Genomic DNA, 20,334 nt, shown 5'->3' with positions numbered 1-20,334 from the left:
AATTCGAAGATGGGTAAGTCGCTTCAGACCGGCGGTAGTAATCCGTCAGACCGGGTTCTTTTAGCTGACACCCGCACGATGGCACCTGCCGGCATCCATAGAACGACGTGCGGCCCGCTTCAAAAAGCAACGCCCGGCCCCGCAGTACAGCGAGGCCGGGCGTTGCCGAAACAAGTAATTCAGGTAAGGCGGTTACGCTTTTACGTCGTAGCGGTCCAGCATCATCACTTTATCCCAGGCCTTTACAAAGGCTTTCACGAAGCGCTGGTGCCCATCCTGCCCGGCATACACTTCCGCCACGGCCCGCAACTGGCTATTGGAGCCAAACACAAGGTCGGTGCGGGTAGCTGAGAAGCGTTTCTCACCGGTTTTCCGGTCGTTGAGCGTGAGGGTATGGCCCTTTGCATCGGCCTTTTTCCACTCGTAATCCATGCTGGTGAGTACGGTGAAGAAGTCGTTGGTGAGTACGCCCACACGGTCCGTGAATACGCCGTGGTGAGAATTATCGTGGTTGACGTTCATGGCGCGCAGGCCACCGGTCAGCGCTACCCACTCGGGAGCAGTGAGGTTGAGCAACTGCGCTTTGTCCAGGAATAACTCCTCGGGAGCTACTTTCGCTGCAATCTTATTAAAGTCGGCGTCGAGGTAGTTGCGGAAACCGTCGGCCACGGGCTTGAGCCAAGTGAACATTTCCACGTCGGTCAGCTCCTGGGTCGTGTCGCGGCGGCCGGGAGTGAAGGGTACGTTGGTGGGCACACCGGCATCGGCGGCGGCTTTTTCCAGGGCCGCGCAGCCGCCCAGCACAATCAGGTCGGCCAGCGAAACCTGCTTACCGCCGCCAGCCTGCTCGTTGAATTTCGATTGCACCGTGCGCAGCTTCTCGATAACCGGAACCGTACGCTGGTTTACTTCCCAGTCCTTCTGCGGAGCCAGGGCGAGGCGGCCACCGTTGGCACCGCCGCGTTTGTCACTGTGGCGGTGGGTAACGGCCGCCGAGAAGGCCGTGAATACCAGATCCGAAACCGATACGCCCAGGTCCAGAATGTCCTTTTTCAAAGCATCCACGTCCGCGGCGTCGATGATGGCGTAATCGGCTACCGGAATCGGGTCCTGCCAGAGCAGGTCGTTTTCGTTGCGCTTTTCGGGGCCCAGGTACCGCTCCCGGGGACCCATGTCGCGGTGGGTGAGCTTGTACCAGGCTTTCGAGAAGGCCTGGGTGAAGGCGTCAAAGTCGTTGAGGAACTTCTCGCACACCTTGCGGTATTCGGGGTCTTCCTTGAGGGCCAGGTCCGTGGTCATCATCATCAGCGCGTGCGTCTTACCGGGGATGTGCGCGTCGGGCGTGCGGGGCGCATCGGAATCCACGGGCGTCCACTGCAACGCCCCGGCGGGGCTGCGCGTCTGCTTCCACTCGTGGCCGAAGAGATTTTCCAGGTAGCTGTTGTCCCACTGCGTGGGGTTCTGCGTCCAACTGCCTTCAATGCCGTTGGTCATCGTGTTTTCGGCGTTGCCCGAGCCCACGGGATTGTGCCAGCCCAGGCCCATCTGCTCCAGCGGGGCAATTTCGGGCGGCATGCCAATTTTGGCGGACGGTACCATGCCATGGCTTTTGCCGAAGGCATGGCCGCCGGCAATCAAAGCCACGGTTTCCTCGTCGTTCATGGCCATTCGGGTGAAGGCCACCCGAATGTCGCGGGCTGAGCCCATCACGTCACCGTCGGCATAGGGGCCTTCGGGATTCACGTAGATAAGGGCCTGGTGCGTAGCGGCCAGCGGGTTTTCCAAGTCGTAGTCGGCGTCGCCGTTCTGGCCGCGCCAGCGCTTGTCCCGGTTCACCATCTTGTCGGGAGACTCGGCGGTGCGCAGGTCATGGATTACTTCCGGACCCCAGTACGTCACGTTGTCGGCCTCCCAGGCATCTTCGCGGCCCCCGGCAAAGCCGTAGGTGGGGAAACCCATAATTTCAAGGGCGCAGTTGCCGGTCAGCACGATGAGGTCGGCCCAGGAGAGGGAGCTGCCGTACTTCTGCTTGATGGGCCACAGCAGGCGGCGCGATTTGTCCACGTTGCCGTTGTCCCACCAGCTTTCGATGGGAGCGAAGCGCTGCATGGCCTGGCCCGCGCCGCCGCGGCCGTCGGCAATGCGGTAGGTGCCGGCCGAGTGCCAGGCCATCCGGATCATCTGGGGGCCGTAGTTGCCGTAGTCAGAGGGCCACCATTCCACGGAAGTAGTCAGGAACGACTTGATTTCCTGCTTCAGTGCCTCCAGATCAATGCGGCTGAAAGCCTCGGCGTAGTTGAAATCTTCCCCCAGTGGGTTGGCCTGCGGGCTGTTATTATGCAGCAGCTCCACCTTCAGGCGGTTGGGGTACCAGTCGGACAATGCGGGCGGGGTGCCCGTGGCACCGCCAATCCGGTCGCCGCCGAAGGGGCACTTACCCTGCATGTCAAAGCTTGTGGTGTCGGTCTTGTCGTGGTTGATATGAAGCATGGGGTGTTGATGGGTAAGAAAGGCAGTTCAGTATGCCTAACGTAAAGCCTTGATTATGAAGAATAGATGGAGCTGACGTCCCGGAAAGGGGGTAACAGGCTAAACTGTACGCGAATTGACGAGTCAGGGAGGTGTCGGATTCCTACATAATTCCGGCATTTGCGACCTTGTCCCGGTTGCTTCAATCCCGACTATGGTCCGCAGTGAGTTGGTCTTGACTACAAATAGTTGAAGGCGAGTAGAATGTAAAAAAACACCCCGGCTGATGGGCCGGGGTGTTAAGCAGGATAAGAATGCAGCTGCTAGGACTGCTTTACACGAACTGGGCTACAGAGCGCGGGGTCGAGTGGTTAGGCAGGGCAAAGGCATCGGCCAGCAGCTCATAGGAGCGGAGCCGGTCGTCGTAGTCGTGGGTGATAGTCACGGCTACTACTTCATCCACGCCGTAGGCGGCGGCCAGGGCTTCCAGCTCGGCTTTCACCTTATCGGGAGTGCCGCTCACGATGCGGGTGTGGTGGTAAGCCAGGCGGGCCTGCAAATCGGCGGAGAGGTGGCGCACGTTTACCGTTTCTACCGCCTCAATGGGTGTAAACTGGCCGGTTTCCAGCTTCAGCATCTGCAAAGCCAGATTATCGGCCAGGGCTTGGGCGTGGGCGGCCGTGTCGGCGCACACTACAAAGGTGGCCACGCTGGCCTGGGGCGCGGCCAGTTCGGGCGAGGGCCGGAACCGCTCCCGGTAGGTCTGCACCATGCGGGGGCCGCCGTTGGGATTGATGAAGTGGGCGAAGCTGAAGGCCGCGCCCACGTGGGCCGCAAACAGGCCACTCTGGCCGCTGGAGCTCAGCAGCCACATTTCCGGCACGGTATCCACAAACGGGGCAGCCTTTACACGGGCATGAATGGTGTCTTCCACCACCTCATCCCGCAGAAAAGCCCGCAGATCCATGAGCTGCTCGGCAAAGTCCTCGTCGCGGAACTGGTTGTGGGGGTTAAGGGCGTGGGCCGTAATCCGGTCGGTGCCGGGGGCACGGCCGATGCCCAGGTCGATGCGGCCGGGGTAGAGGGCTTCGAGCAGGCGGAAGTTCTCGGCCACCTTCAGCGGGGCGTAGTGAGGCAGCATCACGCCGCCCGAGCCCAGCCGGATGCGCTGGGTTTCGGCCCCGAGGCGGGCCAGCAGCACCTCCGGCGAGGAGCCGGCCAGCGTGCGGGTGTTGTGGTGCTCCGACACCCAGAAACGGGTGAAGCCCAGGCGGTCTGTCAGGCGGGCCAGCTCCACGGTGTGCTGCAAAGCTTCGCGCGGGGTGCGCCCCAGCGGCACCGGCGACTGGTCGAGCACGCTGAGTTGTATAGTCGGGGAAGTTGAGTCAGTGGAATTCATAGCGTCTATAACCACCGAACGACGCAGTTAGTTTAGCCGGGCCTCAACAACGGCTTATGCCCCCGGTCGGACAGGTGCGCCGGCGGCTACAGGGCCTGTTCCAGGGCGTCGAGGTTGGGTGGGGAAGCGCTGAGCCGGGCCAGATGACGGGTGATTTTGTCGGCCGGCCAGTGCCACCACGCCAGCTTTTCCAGCCTAGCAATGGTGTCTTCATCGAAGCGGTAGCGCACCACCTGGGCCGGGTTGCCGGCTACCACGGCGTAGGCGGGCACGTTTCGCGTTACAACCGCTTTGGTTGCCACCACGGCCCCATTGCCGATATGCACGCCCGGCATGATGGTGGCCTCGTGCCCAATCCACACGTCGTGGCCGACTACCGTGTCGCCGCGGGAAGGATACTTCTCCGCCACCGTCTGCCCCTGCATGGCCGCTTCCCAGCCGCCCCCGAAAATGGCGAACGGGAAGGTGGAAACCGGAGCCGTTTCGTGGTTGCCCCCGTTCATGATGAACTTCACCCCCGACGCCAAGGCGCAGAACCGGCCAATGATGAGCCGGTCACCAATGAAATCGAAGTGGTAGAGCACGTTCCGCTCGAAGTTAGCCGGGTCGTCCAGGTCATCATAGTAGGTGTAGTCGCCTACTTCGATGGTGGGGCGGGTGATGCGGTTCTTCAGAAATACCAGCTTGCGGTGGTGGGGCAGCGGGTGCAGGGTAGCTGGGTCGGGACCAGTCATAAGCAGGAGGGTAAGGGCTTAAAAGTAGGTGGTTTTGGATGGTCCGCGGTGTACCTTCGCGGCTTATGATTTCAGCATTTACTCTGGCTCTGGTTTGCGGGGCGGCGTTTCTGGCGGGTTTGGTGGATGCCATTGTGGGTGGCGGCGGCCTTATTCAGCTGCCGGCCATGCTGCTGCTGCTGAAGGGCGTGCCCACACCCACTATTCTGGGAACCGGCAAGGTATCCTCGCTGATGGGCACGGCAGCGGCTTTCCGGCGCTACGCCGGGCAAGTGCCCATTCAGTGGCGGGCGGTGGCCCCGGCGGCCGGGGTAGCGGGGGTATTCTCGTTTCTGGGGGCGCGGGTGGTGAGCCAGCTGCCGCAGGAGCTGCTGCCGAAGCTGGTGCTGGGCCTGCTGGTGGTTATTGCCGTGTACACCTTCTGGCGCAAGGATTTTGGCTCCCTGCACGCGCCCAAGCTGCCGCCCCGGCGCGAGCCGCTGTACGGCGCGCTGGTGGGCATGGTCATCGGGTTTTACGACGGATTTTTTGGGCCCGGAACCGGCTCGTTTCTGCTGTTTGCCTTTGTAGGGCTGTTCGGCTTTGATTTTATCACGTCCTCGGCCTCGGCCAAGCTGGTAAACATTGCCACCAACCTGGCGGCCCTGGCCTACTTCGCCTATACCGGCCAGATTTTGTGGGCCGTGGCCCTGCCGATGGCCGTCAGCAACATCATCGGCTCCACGCTGGGCGCGCACCTGGCCCTGCGCCACGGCACCGGCTTCGTGCGCGGGCTGTTTCTGGTCGTGGTTAGTGCGTTTATTGTGAAGCTGGGCTGGCAGATGGTTCAGGGCTGACGGCCCGCATTGGCCGGCTGCGGCTATTCTACCACTAACACCGAGTTGGTGTTGCCATTGCTGTCCTGCTCGGTGTTGGGGTTGGACGGGTCGGGCTGCCAGCGGCCATCCACCACGAGGCGGTAGGTGTAGCGGCCCTTGGCCAGCGGCAGCGTGCAGCGCCACTGGCTCCCTTCCTTCCGAAACAAGGTATAAAGTGGCTGCCACGCGTTGAAGCTGCCGGCCAGCGTAACCAGTCGGGCATCTGCAAAGCCCGGTACCCGCAGCGTGACGTTTCCCTGGTCGGGGGTGGTGAGTTGGGCCAGCAGGTGGGCGGCAGTCGCATCGGTGGGCTGCATGGCTAGGTAGCGGCGGAGCGCCGCGGTGGCGGCCGGGTAGTTGCCCTGCTTCAGGGTCCCGTAGGCGCTGGCCCGCACCATAGCGGCTGAGTTGGGGTAGGCTGCGGTGCCCAATGCCAGCAAGGCGTTGGCTTGCGCCGGGTGTTGGTATTCGGTGAGGTGTTCGGCTATATCCAGCACATCGACTTCGGCCAGCTGCGGCGCGGCTGTTGGCTTCAGAAATGGCCCGGCGGCGGCTTCCGGGCCCACTTTCAGCACGCGGCGGCTTACCTGCACGGGTGGACTCTGGTAGGCGTCGTACTGCAGAAAATCGGCCACGGGCCGTACCGATTGGCCCAGCACCCGGGCCGGCAAAGCGGCCAGCAGGCTTAGTCCCGCCCGGCTATTCGTGAAATATACCATGCCCTGCCCACGAGTGCGCGACACGTAGGCAAAGCATCGGAAGTCGCCATTGTCGCCCCAGTGCCAGAAGGCTTGGGCATGAGGCTTCTGCGCTAGCCCTACACCTAGCCCCCACCCGATAACCGTTGATGCCTGGGTGGTATCGTGCAGGGTGCGGCCGGTGGCTACCTGGGGCGTGAACAGGGCCTGTGCAGTGGCCGGCTGCAACCCCTGCCCGTTCAGCAGGGCCACCAGAAACCGGCCGTAGTCGGCCGCCGTGGTTTGCAGGGAGTAGGCCGCATTGGGCTCGGTGAAGCGGGTGAGGGGAGTTACCTCGCCGAAACGGTTGTGGGGCGAGGCGTGGTTTGCCTCAAAAGCGGGCTGCCACTGGTAGCTACTGCGGCTCATTCCCAGCGGCTGAAACACGTACTGCTGCGCCAACTCCTCCAGGTTTTTGCCCATAACGGTCATCACCACGCCCTGCAGGTACACAAACCCTTCGCCGGAATAGCTGAAGCGCTGACCCGGATCAGCAATGAAATTCAGCTGCCCGTTGCGCCAGTTGGGCAGGCCTGATTGGTGCGTAAGTACCATGCGGGCCGTGATGCGCCGGCCGCGGGCATCGTGCTCCAGGGCCCGATACGGCACATACTGGTACAAGGGCTTGTCTAGGTTCAGCTTGCCCGCATCCACCAGCTTGAGCACCAGATAGGCAAAAACCGGCTTGCTCAGTGAAGCAGCGGAAAATACGGTCTGCGCATCTACCGGCTGCGGTTTGCCTGCTTCCCGCACGCCCAGCCCTTTCGCCCACACCACACCTTTCTGGCTGATGACCGCCATGCTGACTCCCGGAACGCCCGCACTATCGAGCAAGGGGAGCAGACGCGCTTCTGGAACTGCCGCTTTTTGGGCAAAGGCTGGGCTAACAATCAATACAAGCAGGGCAAACAGGCAGCTTTTCATACAATAGGAGAGTAGCAGTGCTGAATATGTAGCTACAATGTATAATACACTACTATGTAATGCAAGGTATAGAGTTAAAAAAAATATCGATAGTTCACGCAGGACTTCTTTCTGTACAATCAGTAGGGCAGGGCATACCATGTTTTATGCAACAATGGCCCTGCTCACACAACCTGTTGTTGTGGGGCAGGGCCATTAGCTGCGGTAGAAAATCCGGGAGATTATTCGCCACCCGGCAGACCGGGAACGACATTGCCCTGCACACCCTGCGTGCTTGGAACGCCCATTTTCTCCTCCCGTTTGCGCTGGTATTTATCAAACTGCGCGGCAGTGAGGGTTTCCTTCAGCATTTCCAGGCGCGACTGGCCAATGTCATCCACTACGGCGGCCATTTTGCGCACGTCCTGGCGGTATTTCTGGCGGGCTGTTTCCACTCCCCGCACACTGATCAGGTTGATTTGCCGCACCTTTTCTACCTGCTGTGGATTCAGCCCCAGGGCCTTTTGCATGTTGTCGGTGAGGGCGTTGGCGCGGGCGGTAACCTGCTGCTCATTCAGGGCAGGAGCTGCCGGCCGGGTAGCGGTGGCCGCTGGCTTTGGTCGGGCAGGAGTGGTTTGAGCGAAGACTGCCGAAGAGCCGGTCAGGGCCAGTACAGCCGTCAGAAGGGAAATTTTCATAGAAAAGTCAACAAGAAACGAGCCGGGAAAACGGGTGCCGGACCGTAAATGCATCAGTAAAGATGGTGCCAGTTTTGGCGAAGTCGACTGCCACAACGCCGAAACGTCTGAATCTATTCCCCAGGCCCCGCAAAAATATGCGCGCCACCAGATATAGTGCGTAACCTTTCCGCCCGATTTGCTTACAACGCATATCCTGTTCCCTGTTTTTTCTGCCCGATGAAATCCGATACCCGCAACTCCCTGCTGGTGGCTGCCGCCAGTGCCATCGGCCTGTTCGCCGCCACGCTCTACGCTAACCGCCGCGGTTCCTACGACCTGCGCGGACGAGTCGTGCTCATTACCGGAGGCTCCCGCGGACTGGGCCTGATTCTGGCCCGGCAGGCCGTGGCCGAAGGAGCCCGCGTCGCCATCTGTGCCCGCGACGCTGACGAGCTGGAGCGGGCCCGCCAGGAACTGGCCGCCGATGGAGCAGACGTGCTTGCCCTGGCCCGCGACCTGTCGGAACCCACCGAGGTACGCACGCTGGTGGCGGAGGTGGAGCAACGCTTCGGATCGGTGGAGGTGCTCATCAACAACGCCGGCCTCATCAGCGTCGGGGCTCTCGACCACATGGAAGTGCGGGATTACGAGGATTCCCTGAAAGTGCATTTCTGGGCCCCACTACACGCCATGCAGGCCGTATTGCCCGCTATGCGCCGCCGGGGCGAGGGGCGTATTGTGAATATTGCCTCGGTGGGCGGTAAGGTGGCGGTGCCGCATCTGGTGCCGTACAGCGCCGGTAAGTTTGCGTTGGTGGGCCTTTCTGAAGGCTTTCGGGCCGAGCTGCTGCAGTACGGTATTCAGGTAACCACTGTGTGCCCCGGTCTGATGCGTACCGGCAGCCCGCGCAACGCTACGCTGAAAGGCCAGCACGAAAAGGAGTACGCCTGGTTCAGCATTGCCGATTCCTTGCCGGCCATTTCGATGGATGCTGAGCGGGCCGGCCGCGAAATCTGGAATGCCTGCCGCCGCGGCGACGCCGAGGTAATTCTGGGGCTGCCAGCCAAGCTGCTCTCCCTCTTCCACGGCTTGCTGCCCGGTACCACCGCCGACCTGCTCAGCTGGGCCAACCGCAGCCTGCCCGGCCCCGCCGACGTGGTCGGCAATGAGCGGCGCTTCGGCTACGAGGCCGAATCCGAAGCGACTAACTCGTGGCTCACCACCCTCACCCGCAAAGCCGAAGCGGAAAACAACGAGCGGTAATTGAGTTGCTGGTTGTTAGGTGCTGGTAGTCAGCAGCCGAATTAGCTTTACGAAAGCATGTCATTCCTCGGCTTTGCTCGGAATGATATGCTCCAGGGAATGACGTTCTTCGTATCATTGCCACCGACAACAGACCACCAGCAACCGGCAACCGATTTGACTTATCCTGTCCATCTTTCGCTAGGGCCGCTAACCTTGCCCGTGCATTTGTTGCTGGAGGTGTTGGCCTATTCAGTTGGTTTCAGGGTGTATCAGGCGCTACGTCGCCGCACGCACGACCCGATTTCGGAGGAAAACCGTCTCTGGATATTCGTAGGCTGCGCGGCCGGGGCGCTGTTGGGCTCCCGGGTGCTGGGGCTACTAGAGCACCCGGAGCTGCTGGCGAATCCGCCCGGCGGCTGGCTGTACTACTTCACCAACAAAACCATTGTGGGCGGCCTGCTGGGCGGGCTGGTAGGCGTGGAGCTGACCAAAAAACAGCTCGGCGTCACCACGTCCAGCGGTGATTTGATGGTATATCCGGTCATTCTGGGCATGTGCATCGGCCGCCTCGGCTGCCACCTTTCGGGCCTCGAAGACGGTACCTTCGGCACGGCCAGCAGCTTACCCTGGGCCATCAACTTCGGCGACGGTGTACTGCGCCACCCCACCAACCTCTACGAAATCCTGTGGCTGCTGCTGCTGGCGGCGCTGCTGTGGCTGGCTGAGCGCAGGGGGCCGCTGCCCAACGGCTGGCGGTTCCGGTTTTTCATGGTAGGCTACCTGCTGTTCCGGCTGCTGGTGGAGTTTCTCAAACCCACGCCCGCCCCGGCCGGTTGGGGCCTCACGGCCATTCAATGGGCCTGTGTGGCGGGGTTGGGTTATTACGTCTGGTTATTTATACGTAAGCGGCAGCCGGCTCCGCAGGAAGCTTATGCCTAACCAGGGGTAGTCCGGGCCGTTTTTGCGTCATCATCTGACCCATGGTGCAGTTACGGCACTTTGGGCAGGGCTTTGAGGGGTACCATTACTTTATCCAGCACCACTTGGTACACGTCGGGCGTTACGCTCACGTCGCCGAGGTAGGGGTGGTCGAGGGCCACAATCAGGAAGATCATCAGGCCAACCATCAGGGCCAGCATACCCGTCAGTAGGGCATGGAAGCGTAGGTTTTCCACTACGAAGCAGTAAGAAAACGCAATGGTAACGAGGGCTCCCACTAGCACCACCGCCCACAGCACCCCCGGCACTCCGTTACCAATGCTTTCGATCCGCTGCCGCCGCAGCTCCACCAGTCGGTTAAAGGTTTCGATGGCCTCGCCATGCAGCACCTGCTGAGCCGACGTGTTTACATTGGTACGCAGCAGCTTCAACTGGAAATCGGTCAGCACGGCCCGCTCGGCGTCGTTGGCCATGCCTCGGCGCTGCGCCGGCCACGACTGCTGCACAATGAACTCAGTGTATTCGCGCAGCTCGCGCTGCAGGGGCTGGCTTACGCTGTCGGGGTAGCCGCTTAAGTCGCGGTAAAGCACAGCCAGCTGGGCGGCTTCCTCGGAGGCAATACCTGAGGCGTCGGAGTAGTTCTGCCAGGTAGCCACCGTGAGCAGGCCCAAAGTAAGGCCGTAAAGCACCGTGACGCCCGAGAAAAACCAGCCTACGGTGCCGTTATCAATCAGAGCGGCCATACGGCTGGAATGCAGCCGACGGTGCGTGATAGACAAGCCTAACAGGGAGATAACAACGGTCAGCCCCACAATCAGCAGCGCCAGCAGCCAGGTGGGCATTTCGTAAAGCCAGATCATATAGCGCAGGGAGGGGTCCACGGAATACAACGCGGCCTCCCAAAACGGCTTGGTTTCCATTGGAAGGAATGAAGTGAGGGAATAGACAGGGAGACAGGAGGCGGTATCATACCGCAAACGGTTGGGTTTGGTTGCTGTCGGAAGCTTGGAGGAGTGTAGCTGGAAATCTGAAAATTTATAAGATCTTCAGCCCCAACCTTTCCTCCCTATTCGGTTTCCTGCGAGTATGCCCGAACGTCCCTATACCTACTACGACTTTACCCTGAGCCTGTGTCCGCATTGCCTGCGGCGGGTAGAAGCCAAGATTGTGTTTGAAGATGGCAACGTGTACATGCTCAAACGCTGCCCCGAGCACGGCCGCCAGCGCGTGCTCATTGCCACCGACGTGGAGTACTACAAGAGCATCCGCAACTACGTGAAGCCCAGCGAAACACCCCGCCGCTTCAATACCGCCACCCACTACGGCTGCCCCTACGACTGCGGCCTCTGCACCGACCACGAGCAGCACAGTTGCCTCACCGTCATCGAAATAACGGACCGCTGCAACCTCACCTGTCCCACCTGCTACGCCGAAAGTAGCCCCCTGCACGGCCGGCACCGCACCCTGGAGGAGGTGGAGGCCATGGTAGATGTGCTGGTGGAAAACGAGGGGGAGCCCGACGTGGTGCAGATATCCGGCGGCGAGCCCACGCTGCACCCGCAGTTTTGGGAAATTCTGGATATGTGCAAGCGCAAGCCCATCAAGCACCTGATGGTGAACACCAACGGCGTGCGCCTGGCCAAGGATGAGGAGTTTGTGGCCCGCCTGGCCACCTACGCCGGCGCTTTTGAGGTGTACCTGCAGTTCGATTCGTTCCGGAAAGAGGTGCTGGAAAGCCTGCGCGGGCGCGACCTGCGCGAGGTGCGGATGCAGGCCCTGGAACACCTCAACAAGTACAACCTCAGTACCACGCTGGTGGTTACCCTGCAAAAGGGGCTCAATGATGATGAAATGGGCGAAATCATCGACTTTGCCCTGAAGCAGAAGTGCGTGCGGGGCGTTACGTTCCAGCCCACTCAGGCCGCCGGCCGCCTCGAGCACTTCGACCCTGCCACCGACCGCCTCAGCCTCACCGAGGTGCGCCAGGGCATCATCGACCAGAGCCCGGTGTTCACGGCCGAAGACCTGCTGCCCGTGCCCTGCAACCCCGATGCGCTGGCCATGGCCTACGCCCTCAAGCTCGACGGGGAGGTATTCCCGTTGACCCGCTACGTGGACCCTGCCGACCTGCTGCAGAGCACCGGCAACACCATCGTGTATGAGCGGGACCCGCGCCTGCGCCAGCACCTGCTCAAGCTGTTCAGCACGGCCAATACCGTGGACACCGTGCTGCCCGAAATGAACCAGCTGCTGTGCTGCCTCCCGCAGGTGCAGGCCCCCAATCTGGGCTACGACAACCTGTTCCGCATCATCATTCTGCAGTTCATGGACGCCTGGAACTTCGACGTGCGGGCCATCAAGAAGTCCTGCGTGCACATCGTCAGCAAAGACCTCAAGATTATTCCCTTCGAGACGATGAACATGCTCTACCGCGACGAGGAGAAACTGGCCCGCCTGCAGGTGCTGCGGGATATTCCGGTGCTGTAGACATGGAACCAACCCCCGCTCCCAAACACTACATCGGCCGCATTCTGCTCATCAACCTGGCGCTGGTACTGGTGCTGCACATTGGTCGGCAGCTGCTCACCGGCGGCTATGAGGGTATATTCATGCTGCTCTTTGTTTTGGCTTACCTGAACGTGATGGGATGTATTGGCTGCCTGGTGAGCGGCCGGGGCAAAACCAGCATCGGGTTTCTGCTGGCGGCGCTGCTGGTGTTCGTCATCGGTTTCGGCGACTGCGCCACGCACCTGCGTCTGGGCGGCATGCACTAATTCCCCTCGCTACGTTAGAGCCAACGCCGACCTCCCGTAAAGTCCCCCACGATGCAACAACCCGAACCGCCACCGAAACCCGAAGAAACGACCAGTGACCTGCTAGCTAAAATTGTGGCCGCCAACTTCGTCGTTTTGTTGGTATTAGGAGCGGTTTGGGGCATGGGGATAATGCTGGCGCTGCCGGTTCTGAATATGCTCATTGGTTTGGGCCTGCTGTTTACCCGGCACCGAAAACTGGGTAAGATTATGCTGCTGTCGGGGCTGACGGTGGCGCTACTGGGCCTGGGTACCTGTGCAATCATTCTGAGTAATCTGCACGTAAACCACTGAGTCGTGCTGTGCGTGTCAGCAATACAACAGTTCACTAACTCCTCTCCTTATGTCGGAGCCAACGCCCACTTCCCGTATTCTGCGCAACAACCTGCTGGCCGTGTTGGGTGCGGCCGTGCTGCTGGGCCTGTTGGCCAAGCCCACCGATGGCGCTACCGTGGTACTGTTTGTGGTGGTGTACCTGGGACTGGCGGTTGTCAATATTGTGCTGGGGTTTGTACACTGGAAGCAGGGCCCCGCCGCTTATTTTCTAAGCGCGCTGCTGGTATTTCTGATTGGGTTTGGCTCCTGCGCGGCTATGTTTATGCTGGGCGGGCTGGGCAAAATCTGAGATGCCCGACCTGAGCAAACCGGCCCTGAAAACAACACGGCCCCGCTGGTGCCAGCGGGGCCGTGTTGCAAATTGTGAACGGTGGTTGGAAATCAGGGAGGCGCTTAGCGCGAGAATACGGAAGTGTAGGTGGTAGCACCCTGGTCGCCCTTCTGCGTGAGCTTCACGCGCAGGGTGGTGGTGGTCAGCTCTTCCACGAAAAAGTGGCGGGTAACATTGGGCTGGCTGACGGTGAGCGAGTCGCCGGCTAGTTTCCAGCTGCCGGTTACCTGCTGCGGTGCTTCGGCATAGGCTTTCAGTGCTGCTTCATCCAGCACATAGCCACCATCGGTTTTGAACGTGTGCAGATTGTCGCGCTGGGCGGCTTTCATGCGGGGCAAAATATCCACGGCGGGGGTAGCGGCGGCTCCCTGAGCGGCGGTGGTCAGCGTGAGGCTGGTGAGATGCCAGGGGCCAGCGGCCAACAATTCCGGCTTCGACTGCACTGTTTCAGCGGCAGCTGCCACTTCCTGGGCGGGGTCCTTAATCTCCTCAATCTCTTTCTCACACGATGCAAACACCAAAGTGCTTGCCAACAGGCTCAGGAATACGGGCAGTTTTTTCATGAAAAGGGTTTTTGGTGAATGTGCAACAACACGCTTTTCGGCGTAGTACAACTTCGGCATGTGCCTCACAATTAAACGTCCAACTTCTCTACTACAGCGGTTGCCTTCGACTGCCGCTGTGCAAATCTAACTAATTATAAATCGTACTGGTTCAGGTGGTTGTAAAATTTGGCCGATTCTTCCAATGATGTATCTAAGAAGTGCTATAATTGGTGTATTTTCTTGATTATTTGACAGTTAAATCCATGAAAAACAAAATAGGCCGGTTCTGCAAGCAGGCCGGCCTAAGTAAGTTGCTAGTTGTATTATTCTATGGTTGAATTTCCGGCTGGCACCGTGGGCAGGTGTAGGTGGCGCGGCCGCCCACATAGGTTTTTACTATTTGCGTGCCTGGGTGGCGTGGGCAGTACAGGTGCTTATCGGTGCCGGGAGTCGCGGAATCATCCCATTCACGTGCATGAATAAGAAAGCTGGCCGGGAAATTCCGGTAAGTAGCTTCGTGAGTAATAGCCGTTTTAAGAACCAGCTGGATGGCCGCATGCAGCCGCTTGAATTCAGCTTCGGTAAGCGTAGCCGCAATTCTTTCCGGATGGATTTTCGCCTGAAACAGCACTTCGTCTACTATCCAGTTACCCAGGCCGGCTGTTATGTGCTGGTCGAGCAGCAGCGGCTTGAGCAGGGTTTTGCGGCGGCTCAAAGCCGTGCGCAGCTGCTCGATGGTAATGGCAAGGGCATCGGGGCCGAGCTTCTTGGCTTTCTGGTAAGCCTCCGGACTTTCCGCCAGCCGGATACGGCCAAACTTGCGCGGATCAACAAAGGCAATGCGCATCCCGGAGACCAGGTGCAGGGCCACCCGCGTAAAGCGGGGCGCATCGGCCTCGTGGCGGTAAGCGCCCACGTCGCCGGTCATGCCGAAGTGGAACACCAGCACCTGCCCGCTGCTCAGGTGCAGAAAGCAGTTTTTGCCAAGGCGGCTCGTGCCCGTAATGGTGTGCCCAATTAAGGCTTCGCGCAGCACCTCCTCGCTCATCGCCAGCACGTGGTTGTCTTTCACCTCAAACGCAGCAATGGTTTCAGCTACTACCAACTCATCCAGAAAGCGTCGGTAGGTTTCAACTTCGGGTAATTCGGGCATCAGCGTACAAGTAGAAGGGAGAGTATTGCCCCAACGGCGGACACAGGTGGCGGGTTGAGGTGAGTTGCAAAACAACAAAGCCGGCCTCCCCGCAGGGAAACCGGCTTGTGAAAGCAACAGCGGCGGACCGCCTATACTATATGAGGGTACTAAGAGGGGTCAGAAAGCGAGGCTACCTGCCGGCCGCTGGTATCGAAAATGCTGCCCGACCGGCTAACATACAGGCGGCGCTGCCGCCCGTCAATTAGTACGTACGGGTAGTTTACGCTTTCGGAGCGGGTGAGGCGGCCAACTACCTGCGCCGTGCGGGCCCCGGCATCAAAGCGCACTACGCTCAGGCGGTTGGTAATGTAGTAATCCTCACCGGGGTTGTCGCGGAAGGTGATTTTGCCCAGTACGCTAACCGGCGCCGCCGAAGCTGCCGCTACCGTCCGTACGGGAGCAGTAGCCCGGTTGGCTAATACGGCCGGGGTGGCAGAAGGCGCTGCCGCGCGGGTAGTGGCTACAATCTGCTGGTTAGCCCGCAGCCAACCGTCGCTGATGGCCGTAAGGCGGGTGCTGCGGCCGGGGTGCGTAGGGGAGGCCTCATCATCGGATACGACGGCCATGCCGGCCTGGGCTTCCGCCATGCTGGCCCCCATCTTCCGCAGCACGAAACCGGAGAATTCATCGGCTTCCAGCTCGTCGGCCGGGTTGGAGCCCCCGGGGCGCAGGGTATGACCGTTGAGGTGGTGGCCCATTTCGTGGGCCAGAATGCTGATGCCGGCCCAGTCAGTACGACCCGCCCGGTTCACGGCGGCCACAAACTGCGGGTTATATAATAGGTAGCGCTGTCCGCCATACACTACGGCAGCGGCATTTTGCACCTCCGTAGTAGCCCGCAGCTGGAAGCGAGGCTTCAGGCCCACCACATCGGTGATTTCGCGCAGCACGTCGCGCTGCCCGCCAGTGGAGGACTGTGCCTCAGCGGTGCCGGATAAACAAAGCCACCCGGCAAGCACCAAGCCTGCGAAGCGGCGGAAAAAGCGGAGGTGGTTCATGGAAAAGTGCTTTTTAGGAACTAATGAGTTTGCAATTACCTTGCCGAAAGTGCCTGCGCGGAACTGATTGATTCTGTATCCGGAGAGGATAAATTGGACGGTTTTTGTTATATTATGAAATCTTAATATAACCTTGCAGCCAAGGAGGAAGCGGAAAGAAGGGTAGCTGGCAAAATTCGTCTCTTATGAAAAAAACACAATTGGTTTTGGAAGGGTTCCTGCGGAGTTGCTTGCCGGTACTGGTATTGCTGCTCCTGACTGGGCCACTCCATGCCCAGGAAGCCTGCATGCTGGAGCCGGTGCCACTGGCACAGCGCGTGGCCCAGGCTACCCTGATAGTGGAAGCACGCGTGGAATCCACTCACAGTCAGGATACCGGACCGCACATCCTCACCTTCAACGAACTGGAGGTATTTAAAGTATTCAAGGGAACGATGCCTGCCGGAGTGCTCAGCGTGGTTACCGCTGGCGGCACCGTGGGCCTGCGGCGGGAAGAAGTATCGAATGAGCCCGGGTTTTCCCTCGGGGAGCAGGGGATTTTCATGTTGCAGCCAAATCCTGTCCAGTCAGCCAATTATAGGTTGACGGCTGGGCCGCAGGGGCTTATCCGTTATAACCTGGCCACGGTAACGGCTGCTGACCCGTTCCGGCGGTATGCTTCCATTACGCAGGAGGTGTATCCGGCCCTGGAGCAGGTGGTGGGGCGGGCTTATACCGCTATTCACCCCAACAGTACCCTAGAAACTCGCCTGAGCCAGTCGGCCCGCCCCGGTGCCACGGCTGGGATCACCGGATTCAGCCCAGCTACGGTTACGGCCGGCACCGGCACAGTTCTGACAATTAGTGGATCCGGGTTTGGTGCTTCGCAGGGAACCAGTACCGTGGGGTTTGCCAATGCCAACAACGGGGGTAGTTCTTCTGTAACCCCTCTGGCAGTGGATTATCTGAGCTGGTCGGATTCGGAAATCAGGGTGCGGGTGCCAGCTGCTTCAACTGGTAACGCGGGCCCGGCCGGCACCGGCAAAGTAGAGGTGACGGTGGGCGGCTCGGCCACCCTGAGCACAGATGTGCTGACCGTAAATTATGCCCTGAGCAATGTGCTGTATCAGGATGCGGCTTACCAGGTAGCCATGGTGGGAAACAACGGGGCCGGAGGCTACACGCTGACATACAACGAGAATTTTGCGGCCAACACGGCGGCCAAAGCTTCTTTTGAACGTGCCCTGACCACGTGGCGCAACGGGGTGGGAGCCAACCGGATTATTGCTCCCACTACTACTGCCATCAACAGCAACGTTGCTAATGATAACGTGAACGTAGTGTCATTCGACGATGCCACGGAGCTGTCGGCGGGCGTGCTGGGCGTTACGTATTCCTATTACTCCGGATGCATCAGCGGCGGCACAGTGAGCTGGATTCTCACGGGCACCGACTACATATTTGATGGGGAGCGGAACTGGCAGTTCGGGCCGGCCGCCCCCACGGGCGGTCAGTTTGATTTTGAGAGTGTGGTGCTGCACGAGCAGGGGCACGGTATCCAGCTGGGGCACATCATCAAGCCCGGAGCCGTAATGCACTACGCCATTGCGGCCAATACCCAAAACCGGGTGCTCAATACTACTACTGAGGTAGGCGGCGGCAATGCCGAAATTGATTTCAGCCTCGCCGCTCTGCGCTGCGGTAATGCGCTGTACGTGCGGCTGGCTTCCACACTGCCCGTTACGCTAGTGCGCTTTGAGGCCGTCAGCACCACGGCCGGCGTGCAGCTCCGCTGGCAAACGGCCGCCGAGGTACACAGTGCCTATTTCGCCGTTGAAACTACTCTGGATCCGGCCGGGGAGTGGCAGGAGCTGACGCGCCAGCCGGCTGCCGGCACCAGCAGTACGCCCCGCTCGTACCAGTATCTGGACACGCAGCCTCTCACTGCGCAACGCTACTACCGACTGCGGGAGCAGGATACGGATGGCACGGTGCAGTACTCGGGAGTGGTGATGGTGGTACCGGGCCGGGTAACGGAGTTGAGTGCATTTCCGAATCCATTCACGGATGCCCTGCAGGTACTGCTGCCCGGCACAGGGGCGGCTACGCTACGGCTTTACGATGCCGCAGGCCGCGTGGTGACGCAACAGCTGGTGCCTGCCGGGCAGGTGCAGCACACGCTGGACGGTACCGCCTTGCGGCCGGGCATGTACGTGCTGGAATACCAGGACCAGAACGGCCGGAAAAGCCATACCCGGGTATTGAAGCAGTAAAGCTGGCCACAACGGGCCTATTTCACCAATGCGCCTTTCATCACCTCCCGCTCGCCAATCTGCTGGCGCCACATGGCGTAGTACAGGCCACGCTGGGCCAGCAGCTCATCGTGGCGGCCGGCTTCGGCAACGTGGCCGCGCTCCAGTACAAAAATCCGGTCGGCGTGCAGGATGGTGCTGAGGCGGTGGGCAATGAGGATGGTAATGTGCTGGCGGGAGCCGGATAACTCCCGCACCGTCTGGCTGATTTCTTCCTCGGTAAGCGAGTCCAGCGCGGAGGTGGCTTCATCGAACACCAGCAGCGTGGGATGGCGCAGCAGGGCCCGCGCAATGCTGAGGCGCTGCTTTTCGCCGCCCGATACCTTCACGCCGCCTTCACCGATTACCGTATCCAGCCCCAGCGGAGCACGGGCCAGCAATGAGTCGGCCGCGGCCTGGTGTAGCGCCAGCAGGCACTGGGCATCGGTGGCCTGAGGAGCCACAAAGCGCAGGTTTTCCCGGATGGTGCCTGCAAACAGCTGGGTATCCTGCGTCACGAAGCCAATCTGCTCCCGCAGGGCATCCAGATCCAGCTCCGGGCCGGGAATACCGTTGTACAGGATGTGCCCCTGCGCCGGCGGATACAGCCCCACCAGCAGCTTTACCAGGGTGGTTTTGCCCGAGCCCGAGGGGCCTACGAAGGCAATGGTTTCGCCCAGCTTGGTGCGGAAGCTAATGCCATCCAGGGCCGGCGAGCTGGCCGTGAGATGCTGGAAATGCACGTCCGCAAATTCCAGCGTTTCAATTTTATCAATCACCTTCGGGTGAGTTGGCTTCACTTCCTTGGGTGTGTCCAGAATCTGCTGGTAGTTGGCCAGGGAAGCTTCCGTTTCGCGGTACACGTTGATGATGTTCCCCAACTCCTGCAGGGGCCCGAAGACGGCGAAGGAGTAAAAGAAGAACGAAATAAACTTGCCCGGCAAGATTACCCCCTGCACCACCAGGTACACCAGCATGAGCAGAATCACGTTGCGCATCAGATTCACAAATGTGCCCTGCACAAATGACAAGGACCGCAGATAGCGCACTTTTTTCAGCTCCAGCTTCAGGATTTTCTCCGTGGTATTATTCAACCGCTTTGTCTCCTGCTGGGCAAGCCCGAGGCTCTTGATGAGCTCAATATTGCGCAGACTTTCGGTGGTGGAGCCGGCCAGAGCCGTGGTTTCCGCTACAATGGTCTTCTGAATAACCTTGATGCGCTTACTTAGAAAAAAGCTCAACGAGCCCAGCAGCGGGATGGTCAGGAAGTACACCACCGCAATGGGCCAGTACACGCTGATGGCGTACCACGTCACGAAGATGATGCCCACCAGCGAGATGAACAGCACATTCACGAAGCTCTGAATGAGCTTTTCGACATCGGTGCGTACCTTCTGGAGCTTGCCCAGCGTCTCGCCCGAGCGTTGGTCCTCAAACACCTGATACGGCAGCTCCAGGGAGTGCTGCAGGCCATCCGAATACAGCTCGGCCCCCAGCCGCTGGGTGATGACGTTGGTGTAGTAATCCTGGAAATTCTTGGCAATGCGCGACACCATGGCCACGCCCAGGGCCTTGAGAATGAGCAGCCCGGCTCCACCCGTGAGAAACACCCAGAACGTAGGGTGCTGAGTAGTTTTCAGGGCCGGCGATACGTACCGGTCAATAATCTGCCCCAAGATATAGGGGTCGAGCAGGGAGAAAATCTGGTTGATGGCGGCCAGTAGCAGCGCCAGCGCCAGCAGGCCCCAGTAGTGGCGCAGGTAGCTGTAGAGTAGTTTCATTCGGAAACGAGAGAGGGGAGAGGAGTCAAAAGCCGGAAGCCCCCAGGAAGGTTTTGTGCCGGGTTGCTTCCGGTACATTACCCAGGGACAAAAGTACCTGAG

Annotated in this window: 18 protein-coding genes; 8 read left to right on the top strand and 10 right to left on the bottom strand. The window is 60.1% G+C overall.

Translation table 11 applies throughout. The features are described 5' to 3' along the window. Positions 1-192: 192 nt before the first annotated feature. From katG to EI291_RS20910, 3 genes are all read right to left on the bottom strand, one after another. The gene (katG, locus tag EI291_RS20920) at positions 193-2,490 is read right to left on the bottom strand and encodes a catalase/peroxidase HPI (protein WP_125424235.1); all 2,298 of its coding nucleotides are present in this window, start codon (positions 2,488-2,490) and stop codon (positions 193-195) included. A 313-nt stretch (positions 2,491-2,803) separates the two neighbouring features. Beyond that, entirely contained in the window at positions 2,804-3,868 is a 1,065-nt protein-coding gene (locus tag EI291_RS20915; protein ID WP_125424234.1) for an LLM class flavin-dependent oxidoreductase, read from the bottom strand. Between the two features lie 86 nt (positions 3,869-3,954). Next, complete coding sequence (locus EI291_RS20910) at positions 3,955-4,602, bottom strand: CatB-related O-acetyltransferase (protein WP_125424233.1); 648 nt, start codon at positions 4,600-4,602, stop codon at positions 3,955-3,957. Positions 4,603-4,667: 65 nt separating this feature from the next. Between EI291_RS20910 and EI291_RS20905 the strand changes: the two genes are divergently transcribed. Further along, entirely contained in the window at positions 4,668-5,438 is a 771-nt protein-coding gene (locus EI291_RS20905) for a sulfite exporter TauE/SafE family protein (protein ID WP_125424232.1), read from the top strand. Between the two features lie 23 nt (positions 5,439-5,461). Here EI291_RS20905 and EI291_RS20900 read toward each other — a convergent pair whose 3' ends face one another. Next, positions 5,462-7,120 carry a serine hydrolase gene (locus EI291_RS20900; protein ID WP_170172753.1) on the bottom strand — a complete coding sequence of 553 codons (1,659 nt, stop codon included), beginning with the start codon at positions 7,118-7,120 and terminating at the stop codon, positions 5,462-5,464. Between the two features lie 221 nt (positions 7,121-7,341). Further along, on the bottom strand, positions 7,342-7,797 hold the full coding sequence (locus EI291_RS20895) for a hypothetical protein (protein WP_125424230.1): 456 nt from the start codon (positions 7,795-7,797) through the stop codon (positions 7,342-7,344). 219 nt (positions 7,798-8,016) lie between these two features. Between EI291_RS20895 and EI291_RS20890 the strand changes: the two genes are divergently transcribed. Both EI291_RS20890 and EI291_RS20885 read left to right on the top strand, forming a co-directional pair. Then, the gene (locus tag EI291_RS20890) at positions 8,017-9,042 is read left to right on the top strand and encodes an SDR family NAD(P)-dependent oxidoreductase (protein WP_125424229.1); all 1,026 of its coding nucleotides are present in this window, start codon (positions 8,017-8,019) and stop codon (positions 9,040-9,042) included. 57 nt (positions 9,043-9,099) lie between these two features. Then, on the top strand, positions 9,100-9,963 hold the full coding sequence (locus EI291_RS20885; protein ID WP_317127676.1) for a prolipoprotein diacylglyceryl transferase: 864 nt from the start codon (positions 9,100-9,102) through the stop codon (positions 9,961-9,963). 50 nt (positions 9,964-10,013) lie between these two features. Here EI291_RS20885 and EI291_RS20880 read toward each other — a convergent pair whose 3' ends face one another. Next, positions 10,014-10,883: a bestrophin-like domain gene (locus tag EI291_RS20880; RefSeq protein ID WP_125424227.1), complete on the bottom strand. Its 870-nt coding sequence runs from the start codon at positions 10,881-10,883 to the stop codon at positions 10,014-10,016. 166 nt (positions 10,884-11,049) lie between these two features. On the opposite strand from EI291_RS20880, the gene EI291_RS20875 reads away from it, so the two are divergent. From EI291_RS20875 to EI291_RS20860, 4 genes are read left to right on the top strand one after another with little or no spacing between them, the layout of a single operon-like run. Further along, on the top strand, positions 11,050-12,450 hold the full coding sequence (locus EI291_RS20875) for a radical SAM protein (protein ID WP_125424226.1): 1,401 nt from the start codon (positions 11,050-11,052) through the stop codon (positions 12,448-12,450). 2 nt (positions 12,451-12,452) lie between these two features. Then, complete coding sequence (locus EI291_RS20870; RefSeq protein ID WP_125424225.1) at positions 12,453-12,737, top strand: hypothetical protein; 285 nt, start codon at positions 12,453-12,455, stop codon at positions 12,735-12,737. Positions 12,738-12,788: 51 nt separating this feature from the next. After that, positions 12,789-13,070, top strand: coding sequence for a hypothetical protein (locus EI291_RS20865; protein WP_125424224.1), 282 nt, complete (start codon positions 12,789-12,791; stop codon positions 13,068-13,070). A gap of 49 nt (positions 13,071-13,119) precedes the next feature. Continuing rightward, the gene (locus EI291_RS20860; RefSeq protein ID WP_125424223.1) at positions 13,120-13,401 is read left to right on the top strand and encodes a hypothetical protein; all 282 of its coding nucleotides are present in this window, start codon (positions 13,120-13,122) and stop codon (positions 13,399-13,401) included. Between the two features lie 104 nt (positions 13,402-13,505). On the opposite strand, the gene EI291_RS20855 is transcribed toward EI291_RS20860, so the two are convergent. From EI291_RS20855 to EI291_RS20845, 3 genes are all read right to left on the bottom strand, one after another. Beyond that, positions 13,506-14,006, bottom strand: a complete 501-nt coding sequence (locus EI291_RS20855) for a DUF5004 domain-containing protein (RefSeq protein ID WP_170172752.1) — start codon at positions 14,004-14,006, stop codon at positions 13,506-13,508. Between the two features lie 310 nt (positions 14,007-14,316). After that, a complete protein-coding gene (mutM, locus tag EI291_RS20850; protein WP_125424221.1) occupies positions 14,317-15,141 on the bottom strand; it encodes a DNA-formamidopyrimidine glycosylase in 825 nt (274 codons plus the stop codon). Positions 15,142-15,290: 149 nt separating this feature from the next. Further along, positions 15,291-16,181: a M48 family metalloprotease gene (locus EI291_RS20845; protein ID WP_125424220.1), complete on the bottom strand. Its 891-nt coding sequence runs from the start codon at positions 16,179-16,181 to the stop codon at positions 15,291-15,293. A gap of 245 nt (positions 16,182-16,426) precedes the next feature. On the opposite strand from EI291_RS20845, the gene EI291_RS20840 reads away from it, so the two are divergent. Beyond that, complete coding sequence (locus tag EI291_RS20840) at positions 16,427-18,433, top strand: T9SS type A sorting domain-containing protein (RefSeq protein ID WP_170172751.1); 2,007 nt, start codon at positions 16,427-16,429, stop codon at positions 18,431-18,433. 17 nt (positions 18,434-18,450) lie between these two features. Here EI291_RS20840 and EI291_RS20835 read toward each other — a convergent pair whose 3' ends face one another. After that, on the bottom strand, positions 18,451-20,232 hold the full coding sequence (locus EI291_RS20835; protein WP_125424218.1) for an ABC transporter ATP-binding protein: 1,782 nt from the start codon (positions 20,230-20,232) through the stop codon (positions 18,451-18,453). Positions 20,233-20,334: the final 102 nt, after the last annotated feature.

Source organism: Hymenobacter rigui (assembly GCF_003944715.1).
Taxonomy (GTDB): Bacteria; Bacteroidota; Bacteroidia; order Cytophagales; family Hymenobacteraceae; genus Hymenobacter; species Hymenobacter rigui.
The sequence above is the reverse complement of the archived record's forward strand: the minus strand, read 5'-3'. Positions and strand labels throughout refer to the sequence as shown.

Bases quoted from the DNA above. Each gene is read 5' to 3' on its own strand.
- EI291_RS20860 (WP_125424223.1), top strand. From the start codon at position 13,120: ATGTCGGAGCCAACGCCCACTTCCCGTATTCTGCGCAACAACCTGCTG.
- EI291_RS20855 (WP_170172752.1), bottom strand. From the start codon at position 14,006: ATGAAAAAACTGCCCGTATTCCTGAGCCTGTTGGCAAGCACTTTGGTG.
- EI291_RS20910 (WP_125424233.1), bottom strand. From the start codon at position 4,602: ATGACTGGTCCCGACCCAGCTACCCTGCACCCGCTGCCCCACCACCGC.
- EI291_RS20905 (WP_125424232.1), top strand. From the start codon at position 4,668: ATGATTTCAGCATTTACTCTGGCTCTGGTTTGCGGGGCGGCGTTTCTG.
- katG (WP_125424235.1), bottom strand. From the start codon at position 2,490: ATGCTTCATATCAACCACGACAAGACCGACACCACAAGCTTTGACATG.
- EI291_RS20870 (WP_125424225.1), top strand. From the start codon at position 12,453: ATGGAACCAACCCCCGCTCCCAAACACTACATCGGCCGCATTCTGCTC.
- EI291_RS20880 (WP_125424227.1), bottom strand. From the start codon at position 10,883: ATGGAAACCAAGCCGTTTTGGGAGGCCGCGTTGTATTCCGTGGACCCC.
- EI291_RS20900 (WP_170172753.1), bottom strand. From the start codon at position 7,120: ATGAAAAGCTGCCTGTTTGCCCTGCTTGTATTGATTGTTAGCCCAGCC.
- EI291_RS20835 (WP_125424218.1), bottom strand. From the start codon at position 20,232: ATGAAACTACTCTACAGCTACCTGCGCCACTACTGGGGCCTGCTGGCG.
- EI291_RS20845 (WP_125424220.1), bottom strand. From the start codon at position 16,181: ATGAACCACCTCCGCTTTTTCCGCCGCTTCGCAGGCTTGGTGCTTGCC.
- EI291_RS20865 (WP_125424224.1), top strand. From the start codon at position 12,789: ATGCAACAACCCGAACCGCCACCGAAACCCGAAGAAACGACCAGTGAC.
- mutM (WP_125424221.1), bottom strand. From the start codon at position 15,141: ATGCCCGAATTACCCGAAGTTGAAACCTACCGACGCTTTCTGGATGAG.
- EI291_RS20890 (WP_125424229.1), top strand. From the start codon at position 8,017: ATGAAATCCGATACCCGCAACTCCCTGCTGGTGGCTGCCGCCAGTGCC.
- EI291_RS20895 (WP_125424230.1), bottom strand. From the start codon at position 7,797: ATGAAAATTTCCCTTCTGACGGCTGTACTGGCCCTGACCGGCTCTTCG.
- EI291_RS20915 (WP_125424234.1), bottom strand. From the start codon at position 3,868: ATGAATTCCACTGACTCAACTTCCCCGACTATACAACTCAGCGTGCTC.
- EI291_RS20885 (WP_317127676.1), top strand. From the start codon at position 9,100: ATGTCATTCCTCGGCTTTGCTCGGAATGATATGCTCCAGGGAATGACG.
- EI291_RS20875 (WP_125424226.1), top strand. From the start codon at position 11,050: ATGCCCGAACGTCCCTATACCTACTACGACTTTACCCTGAGCCTGTGT.